Origin of the sequence: Bradyrhizobium xenonodulans (assembly GCF_027594865.1) — a bacterium.
Lineage (GTDB): Bacteria > Pseudomonadota > Alphaproteobacteria > Rhizobiales > Xanthobacteraceae > Bradyrhizobium > Bradyrhizobium xenonodulans.
Map to the genome: position 1 here is coordinate 652,064 of NZ_CP089391.1, position 18,223 is coordinate 670,286.

At 65.0% G+C, this 18,223-nt stretch carries 19 protein-coding genes; 10 read left to right on the forward strand and 9 right to left on the reverse strand.

The features are described 5' to 3' along the window. The first annotated feature begins 160 nt into the window (after positions 1-160). A complete protein-coding gene (locus I3J27_RS03090) occupies positions 161-1,489 on the forward strand; it encodes an MFS transporter (RefSeq protein ID WP_270165071.1) in 1,329 nt (442 codons plus the stop codon). A 185-nt stretch (positions 1,490-1,674) separates the two neighbouring features. Here the strand turns inward: I3J27_RS03090 and I3J27_RS03095 are convergent, their stop codons facing one another. The 3 genes from I3J27_RS03095 to I3J27_RS03105 all read right to left on the reverse strand — a co-directional run bounded on the left by I3J27_RS03095 (position 1,675) and on the right by I3J27_RS03105 (position 4,309). Continuing rightward, positions 1,675-3,066, reverse strand: a complete 1,392-nt coding sequence (locus I3J27_RS03095; RefSeq protein WP_270165073.1) for a M48 family metalloprotease — start codon at positions 3,064-3,066, stop codon at positions 1,675-1,677. 135 nt (positions 3,067-3,201) lie between these two features. Continuing rightward, positions 3,202-4,053: a thermonuclease family protein gene (locus tag I3J27_RS03100; RefSeq protein WP_270165075.1), complete on the reverse strand. Its 852-nt coding sequence runs from the start codon at positions 4,051-4,053 to the stop codon at positions 3,202-3,204. Next, the gene (locus I3J27_RS03105) at positions 4,040-4,309 is read right to left on the reverse strand and encodes a hypothetical protein (protein ID WP_270165077.1); all 270 of its coding nucleotides are present in this window, start codon (positions 4,307-4,309) and stop codon (positions 4,040-4,042) included. The genes I3J27_RS03100 and I3J27_RS03105 overlap by 14 nt, the downstream gene beginning before the upstream one ends. Between I3J27_RS03105 and I3J27_RS03110 the strand changes: the two genes are divergently transcribed. From I3J27_RS03110 to I3J27_RS03120, 3 genes are all read left to right on the forward strand, one after another. After that, positions 4,308-5,513, forward strand: coding sequence for an ABC transporter substrate-binding protein (locus I3J27_RS03110; protein WP_270165080.1), 1,206 nt, complete (start codon positions 4,308-4,310; stop codon positions 5,511-5,513). The two genes, I3J27_RS03105 and I3J27_RS03110, sit on opposite strands and share 2 nt — an antisense overlap. A gap of 180 nt (positions 5,514-5,693) precedes the next feature. Next, positions 5,694-6,482 carry an enoyl-CoA hydratase gene (locus I3J27_RS03115; protein WP_270165083.1) on the forward strand — a complete coding sequence of 263 codons (789 nt, stop codon included), beginning with the start codon at positions 5,694-5,696 and terminating at the stop codon, positions 6,480-6,482. A 2-nt stretch (positions 6,483-6,484) separates the two neighbouring features. Beyond that, complete coding sequence (locus tag I3J27_RS03120) at positions 6,485-7,234, forward strand: VOC family protein (protein WP_270165085.1); 750 nt, start codon at positions 6,485-6,487, stop codon at positions 7,232-7,234. Positions 7,235-7,406: 172 nt separating this feature from the next. Here I3J27_RS03120 and I3J27_RS03125 read toward each other — a convergent pair whose 3' ends face one another. The 3 genes from I3J27_RS03125 to I3J27_RS03135 are packed head-to-tail and all read right to left on the reverse strand — an operon-like array spanning position 7,407 to position 10,477. Next, positions 7,407-8,219, reverse strand: a complete 813-nt coding sequence (locus I3J27_RS03125; protein WP_270165087.1) for an enoyl-CoA hydratase/isomerase family protein — start codon at positions 8,217-8,219, stop codon at positions 7,407-7,409. A 15-nt stretch (positions 8,220-8,234) separates the two neighbouring features. Next, positions 8,235-9,395, reverse strand: coding sequence for an acyl-CoA dehydrogenase family protein (locus I3J27_RS03130; RefSeq protein WP_270165089.1), 1,161 nt, complete (start codon positions 9,393-9,395; stop codon positions 8,235-8,237). A gap of 17 nt (positions 9,396-9,412) precedes the next feature. Continuing rightward, the gene (locus I3J27_RS03135; protein WP_270165091.1) at positions 9,413-10,477 is read right to left on the reverse strand and encodes an acyl-CoA dehydrogenase family protein; all 1,065 of its coding nucleotides are present in this window, start codon (positions 10,475-10,477) and stop codon (positions 9,413-9,415) included. 249 nt (positions 10,478-10,726) lie between these two features. Between I3J27_RS03135 and I3J27_RS03140 the strand changes: the two genes are divergently transcribed. After that, positions 10,727-11,512, forward strand: coding sequence for an SDR family NAD(P)-dependent oxidoreductase (locus I3J27_RS03140; protein WP_270165093.1), 786 nt, complete (start codon positions 10,727-10,729; stop codon positions 11,510-11,512). 125 nt (positions 11,513-11,637) lie between these two features. Here I3J27_RS03140 and I3J27_RS03145 read toward each other — a convergent pair whose 3' ends face one another. Beyond that, positions 11,638-11,910: a GlsB/YeaQ/YmgE family stress response membrane protein gene (locus I3J27_RS03145; protein WP_014490354.1), complete on the reverse strand. Its 273-nt coding sequence runs from the start codon at positions 11,908-11,910 to the stop codon at positions 11,638-11,640. Between the two features lie 28 nt (positions 11,911-11,938). Then, positions 11,939-12,514 (reverse strand): YidB family protein, encoded by a 576-nt coding sequence (locus tag I3J27_RS03150; protein ID WP_270165096.1) that lies wholly within the window; start codon positions 12,512-12,514, stop codon positions 11,939-11,941. A gap of 168 nt (positions 12,515-12,682) precedes the next feature. On the opposite strand from I3J27_RS03150, the gene I3J27_RS03155 reads away from it, so the two are divergent. Both I3J27_RS03155 and I3J27_RS03160 read left to right on the forward strand, forming a co-directional pair. After that, the gene (locus I3J27_RS03155; RefSeq protein ID WP_270165098.1) at positions 12,683-13,684 is read left to right on the forward strand and encodes a 2-dehydropantoate 2-reductase; all 1,002 of its coding nucleotides are present in this window, start codon (positions 12,683-12,685) and stop codon (positions 13,682-13,684) included. Between the two features lie 25 nt (positions 13,685-13,709). Next, the gene (locus tag I3J27_RS03160; protein WP_270165100.1) at positions 13,710-13,925 is read left to right on the forward strand and encodes a hypothetical protein; all 216 of its coding nucleotides are present in this window, start codon (positions 13,710-13,712) and stop codon (positions 13,923-13,925) included. A 119-nt stretch (positions 13,926-14,044) separates the two neighbouring features. Here I3J27_RS03160 and I3J27_RS03165 read toward each other — a convergent pair whose 3' ends face one another. Beyond that, positions 14,045-14,662: a hypothetical protein gene (locus I3J27_RS03165; protein WP_270165102.1), complete on the reverse strand. Its 618-nt coding sequence runs from the start codon at positions 14,660-14,662 to the stop codon at positions 14,045-14,047. A 208-nt stretch (positions 14,663-14,870) separates the two neighbouring features. On the opposite strand from I3J27_RS03165, the gene I3J27_RS03170 reads away from it, so the two are divergent. The 3 genes from I3J27_RS03170 (at position 14,871) to I3J27_RS03180 (ending at position 18,199) form a co-directional block, all read left to right on the forward strand. Next, complete coding sequence (locus I3J27_RS03170; RefSeq protein WP_270165104.1) at positions 14,871-15,899, forward strand: alpha/beta hydrolase; 1,029 nt, start codon at positions 14,871-14,873, stop codon at positions 15,897-15,899. A 117-nt stretch (positions 15,900-16,016) separates the two neighbouring features. Next, positions 16,017-17,534 (forward strand): AMP-binding protein, encoded by a 1,518-nt coding sequence (locus I3J27_RS03175; RefSeq protein ID WP_270165106.1) that lies wholly within the window; start codon positions 16,017-16,019, stop codon positions 17,532-17,534. A gap of 26 nt (positions 17,535-17,560) precedes the next feature. Then, positions 17,561-18,199 (forward strand): RraA family protein, encoded by a 639-nt coding sequence (locus I3J27_RS03180; RefSeq protein ID WP_270165108.1) that lies wholly within the window; start codon positions 17,561-17,563, stop codon positions 18,197-18,199. Positions 18,200-18,223 lie beyond the last annotated feature (24 nt).

Below are 18,223 nucleotides of genomic sequence, written 5' to 3' on the forward strand. Positions count from 1 at the left end.
GTTTCCTTTGCGGGGCCAACGGGTAGCTGCGGCGCAGCAATCCGGACATTGGACAATTTGTCCAATGTTGCAGTGCGGAATGTTGAGCCAGACAGGATCGGATTGCCTGGCGCCCCGCCGGGCGGTCGGCTTTGGTTTTCAGGACGTTAAGGGCGCACGAATGGCGACGGCACAGACCCCCGCAATGGCAGACCTCCACTCGGGCGAGCACGGCCACGACCAGGCCAGTCCCGGCGAGATCGCCATCGGCGTCATCATCGGCCGCACCTCGGAATTCTTCGACTTCTTCGTCTTCGCGATCGCCTCGGTGATCGTGTTTCCGCGCCTGGTGTTCCCGTTCACGAGCGAGCTGACCGGCACCCTCTATTCCTTCATGATCTTCGCGCTGGCCTTCATGGCCCGTCCGATCGGCACCGTCATTTTCATGATTGTCGACCGGGAATACGGCAAGACGGCCAAGCTGGTCTCGGCGCTGTTCCTGCTCGGCACCGCCACCGTGGCGCTGGCGTTCCTGCCCGGCTATCACGACATCGGCGCTGCTGCGATCTGGCTGTTGGCGCTGGCGCGGATCGCACAGGGTCTGGCCTGGGGCGGCGCCTGGGACGGCATGGCTTCGCTGCTGGCGCTGAACGCGCCGCCTTCGAAGCGCGGCTGGTACGCGATGGTGCCGCAGCTCGGCGCGCCGCTCGGGCTGATCGTGGCGAGCGCGCTGTTCGCCTATTTCGCCGGCAACCTCTCGGCCGACGATTTCTTCGACTGGGGCTGGCGCTATCCGTTCTTCGTCGCCTTCGCCATCAACGTCGTGGCGCTGTTCGCGCGTCTGCGCATGGTGACGACGGAGGAATATGCCTCGCTGTTCGAGACCCGCGACCTCCAGCCCGCGCGCATCTCCGAGACCGTCGCCCGCGAAGGTCACAACATCATGCTCGGCGCGTTCGCGCCGCTGGCGAGCTTCGCGCTGTTCCACATGGTCACGGTGTTTCCGCTGTCCTGGGTGTTCCTGTTCACCCGCGAAAGCCCGGTGCGCTTTCTGATCATCGAGATCGTCGCCGCCGTGTTCGGCGTCGGCGCGATCGTGCTCTCGGGCATCATCGCCGACCGCGTCGGCCGCAAGTCGCTCTTGATGGGATCGGCGATCGCGATCGCGATCTATAGCGGCTTCGCCCCGCAGCTGCTCGATGCCGGCGCGTTCGGCGAGACCATCTACATGGTGATCGGCTTCATCCTGCTGGGTCTCTCCTTCGGTCAGTCCTCGGGCGCGATCGCCTCGAACTTCAAGCAGGCGTATCGCTACACGGCCTCGGCGCTGACCTCGGACATGGCCTGGCTGTTCGGCGCCGGTTTCGCGCCGCTCGTTGCTCTGTTGCTTGCGACCAATCTCGGCGTCATCGCCTCGGGTGCGTATCTGCTCTCTGGCGCGTTCTGGACCTTGCTTGCACTCTGGCTCGCCGGCCAGCGCGAGGCCGGCGACATGGATGCGGGCCGGTAGGCACAAACAGCTGACACAAGACAGATGTCGTCCCCGCGAACGCGGGGACCCATAACCCCAGGGAGCAGTGTGACGTGGGGCTCCCCACTCCGAGTCTTCGCCAAACCGCACCCTGTGGTTATGGGTCCCGGATCTGCGCTTCGCTTGTCCGGGACGACAGCGGAATTTGCCGGGCTACGGCAGCCTCAATCCGCTACGACCTTCACGCGATCCCGCACCTTCACCTGCGCGTTGCGATCGAGGCCGTTCAGCACGCGAAAACGCTCGGCGGGGTGATCGACGCCGGCCATGCGGTGGGAGAGCGATTCCACGGTGTCGCCGGGCTGCACGGTGATGACCTTGATGCGCAGCGGGCGCGCGGCCTGGATCTCCTCGAGTGTCAGGCGGCGGAATGAGTTGACGGTCTCGCGCGCGTTGCGCTCGCTCTCGGTCGATTTCTGCCGTGCCGCGAAGATGAAGCGGTAGACGTCGCTGCCGAACCGCAGCGCATAGACCTTGAACTGCCACTGGTCGCCCTTGGCGGTGGCGGACGCAGCCGGAAAGCCGTTGATCGTGATGTCCTCGGTGGAGGTCTTGTCGACGCCTTCCATCCAGCCGGAATTGAGGTAATCGCCGAGCGACTGCTCGGCCGGCACCCGCACGACGTCGAAGCGCATCGCCTGCGAGCCGCCGTCGCGCACGCCGATCACCGCCTGCGCGGTGTTGTCGAGCGTGAAATTGTCCGGCGCCTGGAAGGTGAAGCCGAGTTTCGGGTGCAGGAAACGCCGGCCGCGGACAAACCCTTCGCTGGGGTCTTCGCCATAGACGAGATTGTCGATCGCGGCGAGGTAGGTTTCGCGGTCGCGCTCGGCGCCTTCGGGCGCAGCGTATTGCCGCGCGATGGTCTGCGCGTTCTGCACACGCTCCGGCGTTGCCGGATGCGACGAGGTGAAATCCTGCGCGCGCGGATCGAGCGAGGTCTTGCCGGCTTTGAGCTCGGCATTGCGCTCCATCGCCGAGAGGAAGCGCGCGGCACCATAGGGGTCGAAATGCGCCTTGGCGGAGATGCCGACGCCGATGCCGTCGGCCTCGAACTCCTGATTGCGTGAAAAGCTCGCCATGGTGAGCTTGGTCTTGGCGAGCGCGAGCGCAGTGAGATCGGGATCGTTGCTCATGTCGGTGACGACGCGGGTGACGATCGCGGCCTGGCGCGCCTGGTCCTCGCGCATGGCTGCGTGCTTGGACAGAACGTGCGCCATCTCGTGGCTGAGCACGGAGGACAATTCCGACGTATCGCTCGCAAGCGCCAGAAGTCCGCGCGTGACATAGAGCTGGCCGTTCGGCAGGGCGAAGGCGTTCACCGCGCCGGAATTGAGGATGGTGACCCTGTAGCCCTGGTCGGGGCGATCGGACGCCGCGACCAGCCGGTCGACGGTCTTGCTGACGAGTGATTCGAGCCGGGGGTCGTCATAGGTGCCGCCATAGCTCGCCAGGATGCGCTCGTGCTCCTTCTCGGTGGCGGGGGTTTGCGCGACGGCCGGCTTGGGCTTGGGCATCGCCACGGTCGGTGGGGCCGCCGCGGTCTGGAACCGGTTCATGTCGCCGCAACCGGCGAGGGCCGAACCCAGCACGAGGCAAAGCACGGCCGGCGCTGCCCGCAGGCGGCGACCATCACCTCGTCCGTGCCGTTCTAGCACCCCATTCACGTCGTTTAACCCGTGCCTGGCCCCTTTTTAGGGCCTTACCCCTGTCGGCTCGTTTGCGCCCAGCAACTCGACCTGTCCCACGAGGCGCACATCGATCCGCGGCCCCGTATTCCCCTCGACCCAGCCCCGGACGCGAATACGCTTATTCTCCAGGGACTTAAGGTTGATCCCGGTGTTCTCGAACGCCGGCAATGAACGCCTTGAAATAGTCACGGCAAAGCCGCGTGTCCAGTTCCGTCCGAAGTTGAGGTAGGTCATTGCCCCAGCTTGCCGGACCGACAGGACTTTGCCCTCGACCACCATAAAGCGCCCGATCCCGGCCAAAATATCGTCCGGACTTTCCGCGTTTTTTATGGCCGACGGGTCAGCCCAGTTGCCCTTTTTTTGGCGCCGCGCCTCGGCCTCCGACGCCATCAAGGCCACCGCGCAGTCCTTGTCGGTGGTCTCGGCGGAGACGATGGCGTCGCCCTGTGCCAGGAGCGTGGCCTGTACCGAGGTGTCGCTCTCGCCGACGAAGATGAACGCGCCTTGCCGGCCGTAGCGGTCGGGTGTGTCGTCGGTGCCGCGCAGGACCACGTCGCGGCCGACGAGCAGCGACGTCAGCGCCTGCTTTGTCGTCGCCGTCGTCTCGATGCCGGTCAGGCGGATTTCGCGGCTGTCGTCCAGGCGCACGCTGCGCGCATCGACGATGGCCGCGACGCGACCTTCGCCCTGCGTTTCGAATTGGCATGGCGTGGCGAACGCGGTGTGACTCGCGATGAGCAGAAATGCAGCGCTGAGATGAAGCAGTCGCGTCACGTTGCCTTGAGAGGTTGCGTTGCGCTCCAGCTTTAACCCAAGCGTGGCGGGTCGCGAAGAGGCTTCGTCACACTCCGTCATTGCGAGGAGCAAAGCGACGAAGCAATCCAGACTGCCGCCGCGGAAGGATTCTGGATTGCTTCGCTGCGCTCGCAATGACCGCGTAGAAACATGTTGCCGCACTCCACCATTCCGCTTTGCGGAAAACGTGCGGACTAATCATGCCCGCGTCACGCACCTGCAGCTTGCTGGCCTCTCGCGCATGCGGCATGATTGCAGCAATACCAATAATCAAGCCGCCATCAGAGCACGGCGCGATAAGGGAGGTCTTTTCCATGAAGCATATTTTGGCGGGCATTTTTGCCGCAGCGTTTGCCCTTAATGCGAGCGCAGCGCAGGCCCAGGACAAGCCGCCGCTGAAGATCGGCGGCATCCTCGATATGTCGAGCCTGTATGCCGACATCACCGGTCCCGGCAGCGAGACCGCAGCCAAGATGGCCGTGGAAGACTTTGGCGGCGAGGTGCTGGGCCGCAAGATCCAGGTGCTTGCGGCCGACCATCAAAACAAGGCCGACCTGTCTGGCAACATCGCCCGCGATATGCTCGACAATCAGGGTGTCGAGATGATCTACGACGTCGCGGCGTCCGCGACCGCGCTGGCCGCCGGCGAGATCGCGAAGGCGCGGGGCAAGATCATCATGTTCAACGGCCCGGGCTCGATTCGTCTCTCCAACGAGGCCTGCGGTCCCACCACCATCCATTACGTGTTCGACACCTACGGCCAGGCCAACGTGACCGGCCTTGCCGCCGTGAAGTCCGGCCTCGACAGCTGGTTCTTCCTCACCGCCGATTACGCCTTCGGACAGGACCTGGAGAAGGACACCAGCGCCGTCGTCACCAAGACCGGCGGCAAGGTGCTCGGGGCCGTGCGTCATCCGCTCAATACGTCGGATTTTTCGTCGTTCCTGCTTCAGGCGCAGGCCTCGAAAGCGAAAGTGATCGGGCTGGCCAACGCCGGTGGCGACACCGTCAACGCCATCAAGCAGGCCGCCGAGTTCGGCATCACCAAGGGCGGCCAGAAGGTTTCGCCGCTGCTTGCCTTCGTCACCGACATCGACTCGATCGGTCTGGAGACAGCGCAGGGCCTGTTGCTCGCGGAAGCCTTCTACTGGGACCTCAACGACGACACGCGCGCATTCTCGAAGCGCTTTACCGAACGCATGAAGCGGCCGCCGACCTCGGCGCAGGCCGGCGTCTATTCCTCGGTCACGCACTACCTGAAGGCGGTGAAGGCGGCCGGCACGACAGACGCGGCTGCGGTCATCAAGGTGATGAAGGAGACGCCGATCAACGACTTCTTCGCCAAGAACGGCAAGATCCGCGAGGATGGCCGCATGATCCACGACATGTACCTGTTCGAGGTGAAGAAGCCGTCGGAGTCCAAGGGGCGCTGGGACGATTACAAGCTGCTCGCCACCGTGCCCGGCAACGAGGCGTTCCAGTCGCTCGAGCAGTCGCGCTGCCCCCTGGTGAAGAAATGATGGCGTGACGAAGTCGCGCCGTCATTGCGAGGAGCCCGCGACAAAATTGCGAAGCAATTTTGCGCTGGTGCGACGAAGCAATCCAGACTGCATCTGCGGAAACCTCTCTGGATTGCTCCGCTTCGCTCGCAATGACGGCGTGGTGAAAGTGCAGCAAAACAACAACAAGGGAGACGTCCCATGAACGACATGGTCCTGCAAAAGGTCGAAGGCGGGCTGCTCACCATCACCATGAACCGTCCGGAGCGGAAGAACGCCCTCAACCCCGACATGGTAGCCGGGCTGGTCGAGGCGGCGCGGCGCGCGGCTGATGATCCCGAGGTGCGCGCGGTGCTGTTCAAGGGCGCTGGCGGCTCCTTCTGCGTCGGCGGCGATGTCAAGTCGATGGCGGCCGGCCGTGCGCCGCTGCCGTTCGAGCAAAAGCTCGCGAATCTGCGCCGCGGCATGGAGGTCTCGCGCATCCTGCATCAGATGCCGAAGCCCGTGGTGGCGCAGCTCGATGGCGCGGCGGCCGGCGCCGGCCTCTCGATGGCGCTATCCTGCGACCTGCGCATCGCCAGCGAATCCTGCAAGATCACGACGGCTTTTGCAAAGGTCGGCTTCTCCGGCGATTACGGCGGCACCTATTTCCTCACCCAGCTGCTCGGCAGCGCGCGGGCGCGCGAGCTCTATCTGATGTCGCCGGTGCTGACCGCAAAAGAGGCGCATGCGATCGGCATGGTGACGAAGGTCGTCCCCGATGCCGAGATCGAGACCGCCGCGCACGAGCTTGCGCGGTCACTGGCGCAGGGGCCCTCGATCGCGCTCGGCTTCATCAAGCGCAACATCAACAATGCCGAGCACCTGGCGCTGGAGGATTGCTTCGACGGCGAGGCGATCCACCACACTCGCTGCGGCGACACCGAGGATCACAAGGAGGCCGCAAAAGCCTTCGTCGAGAAGCGCAAGCCGACCTTCAAGGGCGCATGACGATGGCGCCCTATATGCGGCTGCGGCAGATCTGCCTGGTTGCGCCGCAGCTCGAGCCGGTGATCACCAATATCGCCAGGGTCATGGGCCTCGCCGTCTGCTACCGCGACGGCAATGTCGCGAAATACGGCCTGGAGAACGCGCTGCTCCCGGTCGACACGATTCTGCTGGAGGTGGTCGCGCCGTTCAAGGGCGGCACCACGGCCGGCCGCTTCATCGAGAAGACCGGTGGCCGCGGCGGCTACATGGCGATCTTCTGCTGCAACGATCCCGACGAGCGCGGACGTCATGCCAATGCCATGGGCGTTCGCACGGCGAACGTCATCGACCACGCGCCCTATCACGGCGTGCAGCTTCATCCCCGCGACTGCCGCGCCGCCTTCATCGAGCTCAACCACACCGAAGGCAGCGACGACATTCTGGGCCCGTATCCGCCGGCCGGACCGGATTGGCAAAAATTCATCCGCAAGGATGTAACGCAGGCGCTGACGGCTGTAGAGATGCAGAGCCCGGATCCGGCGGGGCTTGCGGAGCATTGGGGGAAGATCATCGGTGTCGCGCCTGACGGCAATGCCGAATTGAAGCTGCCCAACGCAACCTTCCGCTTCGTGAAGGGCGCCAGCGAGATCATGAGCGCGCTGGAGTTTAAGGTGGCAGATGTGGCTCAGGTGCTCCACGCAGCAAAGGCGAAAGGTCTCGCGGTCGCGGGCAACGAGTTCTTGCTGGGCGGCGTGACGTTCCGCGTGAGCTGACCCCGCTGCACCCTCCCCCTTGTGGGAGAGGGTGGCTCGCCGCATAGCGGCGAGACGGGTGAGGGGTTTCTATCCGCGCGCGCGCATCTATGAGAGGGTCATTTGCGGAGAGATACCCCTCTCATCCGGCGCTTCGCGCCACCTTCTCCCGCAAGGGGAGAAGAAAGAAAGATCACCGTCCCTTGAAATTCGCGGCCCGCCGCTCTTCCGTCGCCTTCACGCCTTCCTTGAAATCCTCCGTCGCGCGCAGGCGGGTCTGCTCGGCGAGCTCGTGGTTGGTCTGGGCCATGACGCGGTCCGCCAATCCGGCGCGCATCGTGGCGCGGGTGGAGAGCAGGCCGAGCGGTGAGCATTCGGCGATCTCGCCGGCGAGCTTCATCGCGGCCGCCTTGACCTGGTCCTGCGGCACCAGCTCGTTGGCGAGCCCCCACTTCACCGCTTCTTCGCCTGTGACGCGACGGCTGGTGTAGAACATCAGCTCGGCGTTGTTCTTGCCGATCAGCTCCGGCAGCGTCACCGTCAGGCCGAACCCGGGATGGAAGCCGAGTTTCGTGAAGTTCGCGGCGAAACGCGCTTCGGGGCAGGTGATGCGGAAGTCGGCCGACACCGCGAGACCCAGGCCGCCACCGATGGCCGCGCCCTGCACGGCGGCGACGATCGGCTTCTTGGCGCGGAAGATGCGTACGGCCTGGATGTAGAGGTGGTTGATCGGGCCGAGATTGTCGGCCGGGTCGCCCTTCTTCTCCGCCTCGCGCGCTTCCTGCGCCTGCCGGGCCGGATCGCCGAAATTGGCGCCGGCGCAGAACGCCTTGCCCTGCGCCGACAGCACGGAGGCGCGGATCTCGATGTCCCGATCGAACTCGTCGAGCGCATCGGCGATCTGATTGATCAGCGAGATGTCGAAGAAGTTGAGCGGAGGCCTGCGGATCTCGATGGTGCCGACGTGGCCGACCTTCTCGACGCCGATATCTTTATAAGTGCTCATGATGATCCTCGTGAATTAGCGCAAACCAAGTCCGCGGGCGATGATGCCGCGCAGCACTTCGGTGGTGCCGCCCTGGATGGTGAGTTTCGGTGCGGTCTTGATGGCGAAGTCGAGCTGCCGCTCCAGCGTTTCGCGGTTGGTCGCGGTCTCCTCGACGAACGCGGCGAGATCGCGCACGCGGTGCGGAAGCTGCTGCTCCCAGACCGTGCCGATGTCCTTGACGATAGAGGCCTCCACGACTGGCTCTTTGCCCGCTTGCAGCATGCCCGCAACCGAGACCGACATGCGCCGCATGGTGTGGAGCTGCGCAACCAGGCGGCCGATGCCTTCGGCGCTGCGCGTATCCGGATTGGGACCGACTGCGCGGACCAGCTCGGTCAGCACGTAGTAGGTTTCCAGAAAGCGCTCGGGGCCCGAGCGCTCGTAGGCGAGCTCGCTCGTCGCCTGCTTCCACGCGCCGTCGACTTCGCCGAGCACGTGATCGTCAGGGACGAAGAAGTCGGTGAAGACCACCTCGTTGAACTCGTACTGGCCGGTGATCTGGCCGATCGGATTCACCTGGATGCCCGGCTGCTTCATCTTGACCAGAAACTGCGTCAGGCCGTGACGGCGGTTTTCCTTGGTCGGCGGCGAGGTCCGGAAGATCGCGATCATGTAGTCGGCAATATGCGCCGACGAGGTCCAGATTTTTGTGCCGTTGATGAGATAGCCGCCGTCGGTCTTGGTCGCGCGCGTCTTCGCGGCGAACAGGTCCGAGCCGGAGTTCGGCTCGCTCATGCCGATCGCAAAGCAGATCTCGCCGCGGCAGATGCGCGGCAGGATGTCCATCTTGATGTGCTCGGGCGCGTATTTGATCAGCACCGGCCCGCTCTGGCGGTCGGCGACGAAGAAGCGCCGCGTCGGCGCGTTGGCGACGCGCATCTCCTCGGTCACCACGTAACGTTCGAGGAAGGAGCGCTCCTGGCCGCCATATTTCTTCGGCCAGGTCATGCCGAGCCAGCCCTTGGCGCCGACTTTTCGGGAAAATTCCGGCACGTCGGTGTCTTCGCGGTTCGGCTTGTGCGGATCGAAGGTGCCGGCGGCGATTTCCTCGGCGAGGAAGGCGCGCACTTCCTTGCGCAATTGCTCGCATTTTTCCGGCAGGCGGATCGGATCGAAACGGAGGGCAGCGGTCATGTTGTCTCGTCCCCTGATCAGCGCGACGCCACGAGCGGCCACAATTCGTCGGCGCCGCGATTGGCGACCAGTTTGCCCAGCTCGACGGCCCAGTGGCTCTCCGAACCGAAATCGTCGCGCCACGCCAGCGCCCGCAGCGAATAGCGGTGCAGGATGTGCTCGATGGTGAAGCCAATCGCGCCGTGGACCTGATGCGCGATGGCGCCGCCTTTCTCCGCGGCTTCCGCGCAGCGGATCTTTGCGGAGGCGGCTTCGAGATAGACTTCGTCGTCGAAGCCCTTTGCGTTCGCGATCGCATCGGCCGCCGATGTCGCGGCCGCGAGCGCCGCGGCGGATTCACCGGCAAGACGGGCGAGATTGTGCTGCACCGCCTGGAATTTCGAGATCTTCTTCTCGAAGGCGACGCGCTCGTTGGAATAGCGCACGGAGATGTCGAGCATCGATTCAAGTGCGCCGGCGATCTGAAGGCTGCGTGCGACGCCGCCCATCAGCATCAAGGTGGTCTGGTCAAAACCTCCGGGCGCGGGCTTGATGGTGACGGGCTGCACCTTGTCGAGCGTCACGGTATCGCTGTGGTCGTAGCCGACATTGAGACCGGACTCGATCCGGCCCTTGCTCGCATCGACCAGCGCGATCGAGATGCCATCGTTGCCGTGCGCCAGCACCGCAAAGTGCGTCGCGGCTTTGGCAAAGGGCACGCCGCGGGCGCGGCCGGAGAGCGCGCCGTCTGCATCGCGCGTGATGCGATCTCTAGGGCTCGCCGGCAGCACCGTCATCTCGCCTTCCGGTGAAGAAATCCTCGCCTGCGCCAGCAGCCAGCCTGCGAGCATGGTCTCCGCCAGCGGAACTGCGACCGCGAAGCGGCCGGCGGCGTTGAGAAGCGCAAAGCCGTCGGCAAGGCTGGCGCCGGAGCCGCCGAGATCGTCTGGCACCCAGGACAGCGGCAAGCCGGCTTCGCTCAGCGCCTGCCACAGCGGCGCCTGCCACGAACCCTTCTTGTCGTTGTTGATGGTCTGCGGATCGGCGAGATCGGCGAAGATTTTCTCCGCGGTCTCGACGACGATATTGTCACTCTCCGCCACAGCGTTCCCCGTGTTTGGTCATTGGCGCGGTCCTCCCGTGAGGCGAGGCGCGCAGGTTCTTTTTGCGCCCGATGATCCGAAAAAGCCATGGCCCTGACAAGCGTTGATCGCAGGTCAACCTGCGGCGCGCGCATGGGCGCAAGGGTCAGCAGGAGACTAATTCCGCTAAGCGGAGTTTGCTCGATTTGCAGGGCGCGGCAAACTCGCTAAACAAGGCGTCAGCAACTTACACATGGAAGGAAATACCGGATGGCAAAGGATGGCTTGTGCGCGATCGTGACAGGGTCCGCATCCGGACTGGGCGCTGCGACCGCTGAAATTCTGGCGCGGAGCGGGGCGCGGCTCGTCATCAACTATTCGTCGAGCCAGAAGGAGGCCGAGGCGACCGCAGAGCTCTGCCGCAAGGCCGGCGCGGATGAAGTGCTGGTCGCGCAGGGGGACGTGTCGAAGGACGAGGATTGCCGCAGGATCGTCGCTGCGGCGGCGCCCTGGGGCCGGCTCGACATCCTCGTCAACAATGCCGGCACCACCAAGCACGTGGCCCATGCCGATCTCGACGGATTGTCGGCGGAAGATTTTCAGCGCCTCTACGGCGTCAACACCATCGGTCCGTTCCAGATGGTGCGCGCGGCGCGCGGCCTGCTCGAGGCCGGATCGAAGGCGTCGGGGCGGCCCTCCGCCGTGGTCAACGTGTCCTCGGTCGCCGGCATCAGCGGCGTCGGCTCGTCGATCGCCTACGCCGCGAGCAAGGGCGCGCTCAATACCATGACGTTGTCGCTGTCGCGTGCGTTGGCGCCGCTGATCCGCGTCAACACGGTGTGCCCCGGCTATATCGACACGCCCTGGTTCACCAAGGGCCGCGGCGAGGCCGGCGCCAAGCAGGTGCGCGACAGCGTGGTGGCGAAGGTGCCGCTGAAGGTCGCATCGACCGCAGACGACATCGCGCAACTGGTCTGCTTCCTGGCGATGCCGGCCTCCAGCAACATGACCGGCGAGGTCGTGCGCATGGATGCGGGGATGCATTTGATTACGTAGTTCGTCATTGCGAGCGAAGCGAAGCAATCCAGACTGCCTCCAAGGCAACAATCTGGATTGCTTCGTCGCAAGAGCTCCTCGCAATGACGGCGCGTGGGCGGCAGCGTGCCCTACGACCTAGAACGTCACCCCTTGATCACGCCGCTCGCGACCAGCCGGTGCCAGATGAACAGCACCACCACGGCGCCGATCGTGGCCATGATGAAGCCGGCGCCCTGGTCGGGGCTGTAGTGCCCGATCGCCTGGCCGACGAAGGTGGCGAGAAACGCACCCGCAATGCCGAGGATGGTGGTGAGGATGAAGCCGCTCGGGTTGTTCGGCCCCGGCGCGAGCCAGCGCGCGATGAGGCCGGCGACGAAGCCGACGACGATGATCCACAACAGGCCGCCCATGCTCATGACGATGCTCCCCTCGCTTTGACTAAAATCAGAGTCTGCCCGAAAGCTCGTTCTCGGTCGGCAGCCGTCCGTCCGGCGTCAGATGGTCGACCACCTGCGGCAGATACTGGCTGAGGCCGGAGAGCAGCTCTTCACGGGACAGGCCGCTCTGGGCAGACAGGCTCTCGATCTGATCGGCGCCGAGCGCATTGGCGAGATCGCCCGGTGCAATCGCCTTGTTCTCGCCTTTGCCGACCCAGGTGCTTGCTGTTTCGCCATGGCCGCCCTGCTGAAGCTGGTTGAGGAGATCGCCGAGCCCGCCACTCAGCACGCTGCCGGCCGCGCCGCCCGCGAGCAGGCCGCCAAGGCCGCCCTTGAGCAGTCCTCCGAGACCGCCAAGGCCGCCGCTGTCCGCGGTGTTCACCGGCGGAGGGGCCGGCGTCGGCGACGGTTGCGGCGCCGTGCCGGACTGGTTCGCCGTCATATGCTTGAACGCCTTCCAGGCGAGCAGGCCGAGCAGCGCCATGGTCATCGGCGACATGCCGCCGGAGGGTTTCTCGGAGCTGGGCGTAGAGGGGCCGCGCGGGCCGTTCTGCATGCCGTTGAGGACGTCGAGTAGACCCATGGTGCTCTCCTTTGGCGTTCTCGTCGGCGAGCGCTCGCCGGTGACGGCCCCCGCGCGAAAACATATGGGGCTCTCATGACGGTTACAAGGCGGATGCGCTTGTGCCGCGGTGGGCAGCCGCCGTCGCCTCTGCTATCGAAGGCGGGCCGTTAACGAGGAGCAAGTCCGTTGGTTGCTAACCGACCGATCGTGGTGGCTGGCGCAGGCGCTATCGGGTGTTTCGTCGGCGGCATGCTGGCGGCCGAGGGGCGCCGCGTCGCGCTGCTGGTGCGGCCGCGGGTGAAGACCGAGATCGAGCGGTTCGGCCTGCTTCTGACGGATTTCGACGGCTCCGGGAAGAAGCTGGGGCCAGGCCAGCTTGCGCTGTCGGAGGACCCTGCGATCTTCCACAGCGCCGGCATCGTGCTGGTCACGGTGAAGAGCGCCGACACCGCCGATGTCGCGGACCAGATCGCGCAGCACGCGCCGCAGGATGCGGTCATCGTCTCCTTGCAGAATGGCGTCGGCAATGTCGCGGTTCTGCGCGAGCGCCTTGGCGGCCGTCGTGTGCTCGCCGGCATGGTGCCGTTCAACGCGATCGCGATGGGTGAGGGCCGTTTCCACCGCTCGACCTCCGGCGACATCCATATCGGCGAGGATGAAGCGAATACGGCGGCAGCGCTGTCGGTGCCGGGTCTCACCATGCGCGCCAGTCCTGACATCACCGGCGTGCAATGGGGCAAGCTGATCATCAATCTGAACAACGCGCTCAGCGCACTGTCCGACATGCCGCTCGCCGCACAATTGGCGAGCCGCGACTGGCGAAGACTGTTCGCCGACCAGATGGCGGAAGGCCTGGCCGCGCTGAAGGCCGCCGGCATCACACCGGTCTCGGCAACGCCGATCCCGATGAGGTGGACGCCGACCTTGCTGAGGCTGCCCGATGCGATCTTCAACGCGATCCTCGGACGCACGATGAAGATCGATCCGGAGGCGCGCTCCTCGATGTGGCAGGATTTGAAGCACGGCCGCAACACCGAGATCGATTATCTGCAAGGAGCAGTCATTGCACTTGCCGAGCAGAGCGGCGTCGGCGTGCCGTTGATGCGCCGCATTGTTGCGCTGATCAAGCAAGCCGAGAGCGCGGGCAAGGGCCCATCCAAGCTGACGCCGCAGCAGATTCGCGGGTAGCGCTCGCGTGCGATGGAGGAACGCGATGAGGCGTTGTTTGACGATCGGTCTCGCGCTGGCGGCGCTCTGCGGCGCATCGACGCTCGCCTACGCCAGGCCGCCGACGGTGATGAATTCGCCCGGTTATGACAGGCGGTTGCAGGAGAGCCGTAAGGAGTTGGGCAGTTCACCGACGGTAACGGCACCGACGGAAGCGCCGGTGGTCAAACCGAAGCGAAGTAAGAAGAAGCATCCGAATTGAGGCCATACCCACCGCTGTCGTAGGGTGGGCAAAGCGAAGCGTGCCCACCACATCGATCACGTGGGCACGGCGCTCGCGCGCCTTTGCCCACCCTACAAGTCTACGGCTAGCGCGAACAGTCAGCCCTTCTTCGCCGGTTTGCTCGGCGTCGGGCTGAACAGCTTCTTCAAATCGTTCAAGCTTTCCGACAGGCGGGGCCATTCGCAGGAGAATGAGCCCTTGGCGCAGGGCGCACCCTTCGGCCGTTGGCCGACGGTCGGCTGCACCTTCGGCCGCTCGACCGGGACGGGCACGCGCGCGACCTCGGTGCGCAGCGCGACCTGCTGGAGCTGCTGCGCCTGCTGTTCCTGCTCGCGCTGCTGACGCATCGTGGCCTGGGCCGCCTCATCGCTGCGGCGCTGATCGGCGAGATAGGAGGTGTAGGCTGCGTCGATCTTCTTTTGCTCCTCCGGCGTCGGGTTGGGACCTGCGATGTCGAAGGTGCGGTCCTGGAGGAAGTCGTAATAGGAGTAGCCGCCGCCTGGCTTGCGACGGCCGGCGAATTTAGCGTTGCAGTTGGCAAGCGCCGCCGTCTTCTCGGCCTTGGTTGCGGCTTTCTCGGCAGCGTCCGCGCATTCCTCGAAATCGACCGGCGCGCGCTTCCACCATTGCGCCTGGGCATGCGAGTGCGTCAGCAGAAAAAATCCTGCTGCGGCAACGACAAGCGCCGCACGACGCGATGCAACCACGGACGACATCTACGAGAGCATTCCTTGCAAAACTCAACCCGAACTGAGTCGAGTCGGATTTTTGCCTCTTTATCGCCTGCTTGTCACCCATGGAACCCGGGAATTTCATGGCCGCATTGCTGACATTTTTTGCTTGACGTGGCCCGGGAGTCACAGCCGCGCGGCACACGATGCGCTTAGACTTTTATGGATTTGAATTCGAAGGGAGATGTCCGTCATGAGAGTGTTGGCCCGTCTCGCCGCAATCGCGTTGGCGCTCGTTTCCAGCCATGCGTTCGCCGCGGATGAGGATGCGCCCAACCGCAAGCCCGTGAGGGCGATCGCCGACGCGCGCCTCCCGGTCGGCGGTCAGGGAATGCTGCCGCTCTATCTTTCCAGCGACTGGTCGTTGCCGCTGCCGGCGATCTCGCGCGCCATCATCGTGCTGCACGGGCGCCTGCGCAATGCCGACGAGTATTACATGTCGGCCCATACCGCGCAGGTCGCAGCCGGCGACGACGGCAAGAGCGCGCTGATGATCGTGCCGCAATTTCTGGCGGAGATCGACGTCGACGCGCACAAGCTGCCTGCGGACATGTTGCGCTGGTCCTTGGAGGGATGGGAGGGCGGCGATGCTGCGCTGGCACCGAATCCGGTGTCGTCCTTCGAGGCGCTCGACGCCATCCTCGCAAAACTCTCCGACCGGCGCATCTTCCCGAACCTGAAGCAGGTCGTGGTCGCCGGCCATTCCGGCGGCGCCCAGGTCGCGCAGCGCTATGCCATCGCCGGCAAGGGCGAAGCGGCGTTGTCGCGCCAGCACATCGACATCCGCTACGTCGTCGCCAATCCCTCCTCCTACGCCTATTTCAGCGACGAGCGGCCCGTGCCCAAGATCGCCGCATCCTGCCCGGGCTTCAACACCTGGAAATACGGCATGGACGGGCGGCCGCCTTATCTTGCGAACGTCACGCCGGCCGCACTCGAGCAGCGTTATGTCGATCGCGAGGTGATCTATCTGCTCGGCACGCTCGACACCAATCCGAAGCACTCCGCGCTGGACAAGAGCTGCATGGCCGAAGCGCAAGGTCCCTATCGCTATGCTCGCGGCCACGCCTATGCGGATGCGATGGCCAAGCGCGACCGCGGCACGCCCAATCACCGGGTCTGGGATGTCGCCGGCGTCGGCCATGACGGCGACAAGATGCTGACCTCGAAATGCGGTCTTGCGGCGCTGTTCGATATTCCGGGCTGCGGCGCGGAGCGCTGATGCCTTCGCTTGTGTCTTGAAGGCTTGATCTTGAAGGCTCGGCTCCGGCTGTTACACTTCGCCTTGCGATGCGCCTCATCCTGAAGCGACGCCAAGAAGACGAAGTGGAAACGCCTGATGCTGCTGCCCCTGTCCGACGTGCCGCGCTGGTACGCTGAACGCAAACCGCAAGGCACGATCGCCGTCCGTCACGGGCAGGATACGCTGACATGGTATGAGCTCGAACGCGGCGCCAACCGGCGCGCACGGGCGTTCATGGCCAAGGGCGTCAAGCCCGGCGATTTCGTCGCGATCGGCCTGCCCAATGGCAACGCGTTCTTCGAGACATCCTTTGCGGTGTGGAAGTGCGGAGCGACGCCGACCTCGCTGTCGTGGCGGCTGCCGCGCGGCGAGGCTGCCGCGGTGCTCGACATTTTGCAGCCGGCGCTGGTGGTCGGCGGCGAGGCCGACTGGAACGCGCCGAACCGCCTGCCTGCGGATTTCGTGGCGGAAGGTTTTTCGGACGAAGCGCTCAATCCGCCGGTCGCCCGTTATTGGAAAGCCATGACCTCAGGCGGCTCGACCGGCCGGCCGAAAGTGATCCTCGACCATCATCCGGCGGTGACCGACACGGTCGCCGCGCCGCCGCTCAACATCCCCTTCGGCGTCTCGCTGCTCAATCCCGGTCCGCTCTACCACAATGCGCCGTTCATCGTGTCGCACTATGCGCTGTTCGCCGGCGGTCAGCTCACCGGCCTTATCAAGTTCGATGCCGAGGAGACGCTGCGCCAGATCGAACGCGAGCGCGTGCAATGGGTCAATTTCGTGCCGACCATGATGCACCGGATCTGGGCGCTGCCGGAGACCGTGCGCAACGCCTACGATGTCTCCAGCCTTCAGACCGTATTTCACATGGCAGCTCCGATGCCGCCCTGGCTGAAGGAGAACTGGATCGCCTGGCTCGGACCTGAGCGGGTTTGGGAGCTCTATGGCGGCACCGAGCGGCAGGGCGCGTGCATCATCTCCGGCACGGAATGGCTGACGCACAAAGGCTCGGTCGGCAAGATCGGCGAGATGGCGCGCTTGCGCATCATCGGCGAGGACGGCAACGAGGTCGCGCCGGGCGAGACCGGCGAGATCTATTTCCTCAACAATGACGGCAAGGACGCCACCTATCATTATCTCGGTGCCGAGCCGAAGCGCCGCGCCGACGGCTGGGAATCGCTCGGCGACATCGGCCGGCTGGACGCGGACGGCTATCTCTATCTCGGCGATCGCCTCGCCGACATGGTGCTGCGCGGCGGTGCCAATATCTATCCGGCCGAGGTCGAGGCGGCGGTGTCCGCGTGCCCCGGCGTACGCTCCTGCGTCGTGGTGGGATTGCCCGATCCGGAACTGGGCCAGCGCGTGCATGCCATCATCGAGCCGGAAGGCGATGCGGATGGCCAAGTGATCGCCGACGGCATGGCGGATTTCCTGAAAGACCGGCTCAGCCGTTACAAGCACCCCGAGAGTTTCGAGATCGTCAGCGCCCCGCCGCGCGATGATTCCGGAAAAGTCCGCCGCACCCTGTTGCGCGACGAGCGCGCAGCATGGATGAAGGACGGGCGCGCCTTCCGGATTTGGCCGGCGAAGGCGCCGGCGCACGCCGATTGAGACAATTCACGGGAAGGATTTCCGACATGACCATCACCATCGCAGCGAACGGCGTGCCGAAGCCGCCGGCCGAGATCATCGAGGGTTTTCGCGGGGCGCCGACCTCGGTCATCTCGGATAATCTCGCCCGCCTGCCCGGCGCGGTGGGGCTGAAACCCTATCATCGCGGCGGCAAGCTGGTGGGGACGGCCTTCACGGTGCGCACCCGTCCCGGCGACAATCTCGCCATTCACCGCGCGCTCGATCTGGTCGGTCCCGGCGACGTCATCGTGGTCGACGGCGGCGGCGACGAGACCCGGGCGCTGGTCGGCGAGATCATGAAGAACATCGCGCAGTGGCGCAAAGCAGAGGGTTACGTAATCGACGGTGCGATCCGCGATGTCGCCTCGTTCGCGGCCGACGACTTCCCCTGCTACGCCCGTGCGGTGATCCATCGCGGCCCCTACAAGAACGGGCCCGGCGAGATCAACGTGCCCGTTTCGATCGGCGGCAGCGTGATCTCGCCCGGCGACATCATCGTTGGCGACGAGGACGGCGTGGTGTCGTTTCCCGCCGCCGGCGCCGCGGCGCTGCTGGAAGCGGTACGCACCCAGGTCGCGCGCGAGGAGGAGACGTTGAAGGCAATCCGCGAGGGCCGTTACCAGGGCTCCTATGGCAAATCCTGATCAGAAAGAAACGAAGGGGAGAGC

Excerpts from the sequence above, each read along its gene's own strand:
- I3J27_RS03090 (WP_270165071.1), top strand. The coding sequence starts at position 161 with ATGGCGACGGCACAGACCCCCGCAATGGCAGACCTCCACTCGGGCGAG.
- I3J27_RS03095 (WP_270165073.1), bottom strand. The coding sequence starts at position 3,066 with ATGAACCGGTTCCAGACCGCGGCGGCCCCACCGACCGTGGCGATGCCC.
- I3J27_RS03100 (WP_270165075.1), bottom strand. The coding sequence starts at position 4,053 with ATGACGGAGTGTGACGAAGCCTCTTCGCGACCCGCCACGCTTGGGTTA.
- I3J27_RS03110 (WP_270165080.1), top strand. The coding sequence starts at position 4,308 with ATGAAGCATATTTTGGCGGGCATTTTTGCCGCAGCGTTTGCCCTTAAT.
- I3J27_RS03105 (WP_270165077.1), bottom strand. The coding sequence starts at position 4,309 with ATGGAAAAGACCTCCCTTATCGCGCCGTGCTCTGATGGCGGCTTGATT.
- I3J27_RS03115 (WP_270165083.1), top strand. The coding sequence starts at position 5,694 with ATGAACGACATGGTCCTGCAAAAGGTCGAAGGCGGGCTGCTCACCATC.
- I3J27_RS03120 (WP_270165085.1), top strand. The coding sequence starts at position 6,485 with ATGGCGCCCTATATGCGGCTGCGGCAGATCTGCCTGGTTGCGCCGCAG.
- I3J27_RS03125 (WP_270165087.1), bottom strand. The coding sequence starts at position 8,219 with ATGAGCACTTATAAAGATATCGGCGTCGAGAAGGTCGGCCACGTCGGC.
- I3J27_RS03130 (WP_270165089.1), bottom strand. The coding sequence starts at position 9,395 with ATGACCGCTGCCCTCCGTTTCGATCCGATCCGCCTGCCGGAAAAATGC.
- I3J27_RS03140 (WP_270165093.1), top strand. The coding sequence starts at position 10,727 with ATGGCAAAGGATGGCTTGTGCGCGATCGTGACAGGGTCCGCATCCGGA.
- I3J27_RS03145 (WP_014490354.1), bottom strand. The coding sequence starts at position 11,910 with ATGAGCATGGGCGGCCTGTTGTGGATCATCGTCGTCGGCTTCGTCGCC.
- I3J27_RS03150 (WP_270165096.1), bottom strand. The coding sequence starts at position 12,514 with ATGGGTCTACTCGACGTCCTCAACGGCATGCAGAACGGCCCGCGCGGC.
- I3J27_RS03160 (WP_270165100.1), top strand. The coding sequence starts at position 13,710 with ATGAGGCGTTGTTTGACGATCGGTCTCGCGCTGGCGGCGCTCTGCGGC.
- I3J27_RS03165 (WP_270165102.1), bottom strand. The coding sequence starts at position 14,662 with ATGTCGTCCGTGGTTGCATCGCGTCGTGCGGCGCTTGTCGTTGCCGCA.
- I3J27_RS03170 (WP_270165104.1), top strand. The coding sequence starts at position 14,871 with ATGAGAGTGTTGGCCCGTCTCGCCGCAATCGCGTTGGCGCTCGTTTCC.
- I3J27_RS03175 (WP_270165106.1), top strand. The coding sequence starts at position 16,017 with ATGCTGCTGCCCCTGTCCGACGTGCCGCGCTGGTACGCTGAACGCAAA.
- I3J27_RS03180 (WP_270165108.1), top strand. The coding sequence starts at position 17,561 with ATGACCATCACCATCGCAGCGAACGGCGTGCCGAAGCCGCCGGCCGAG.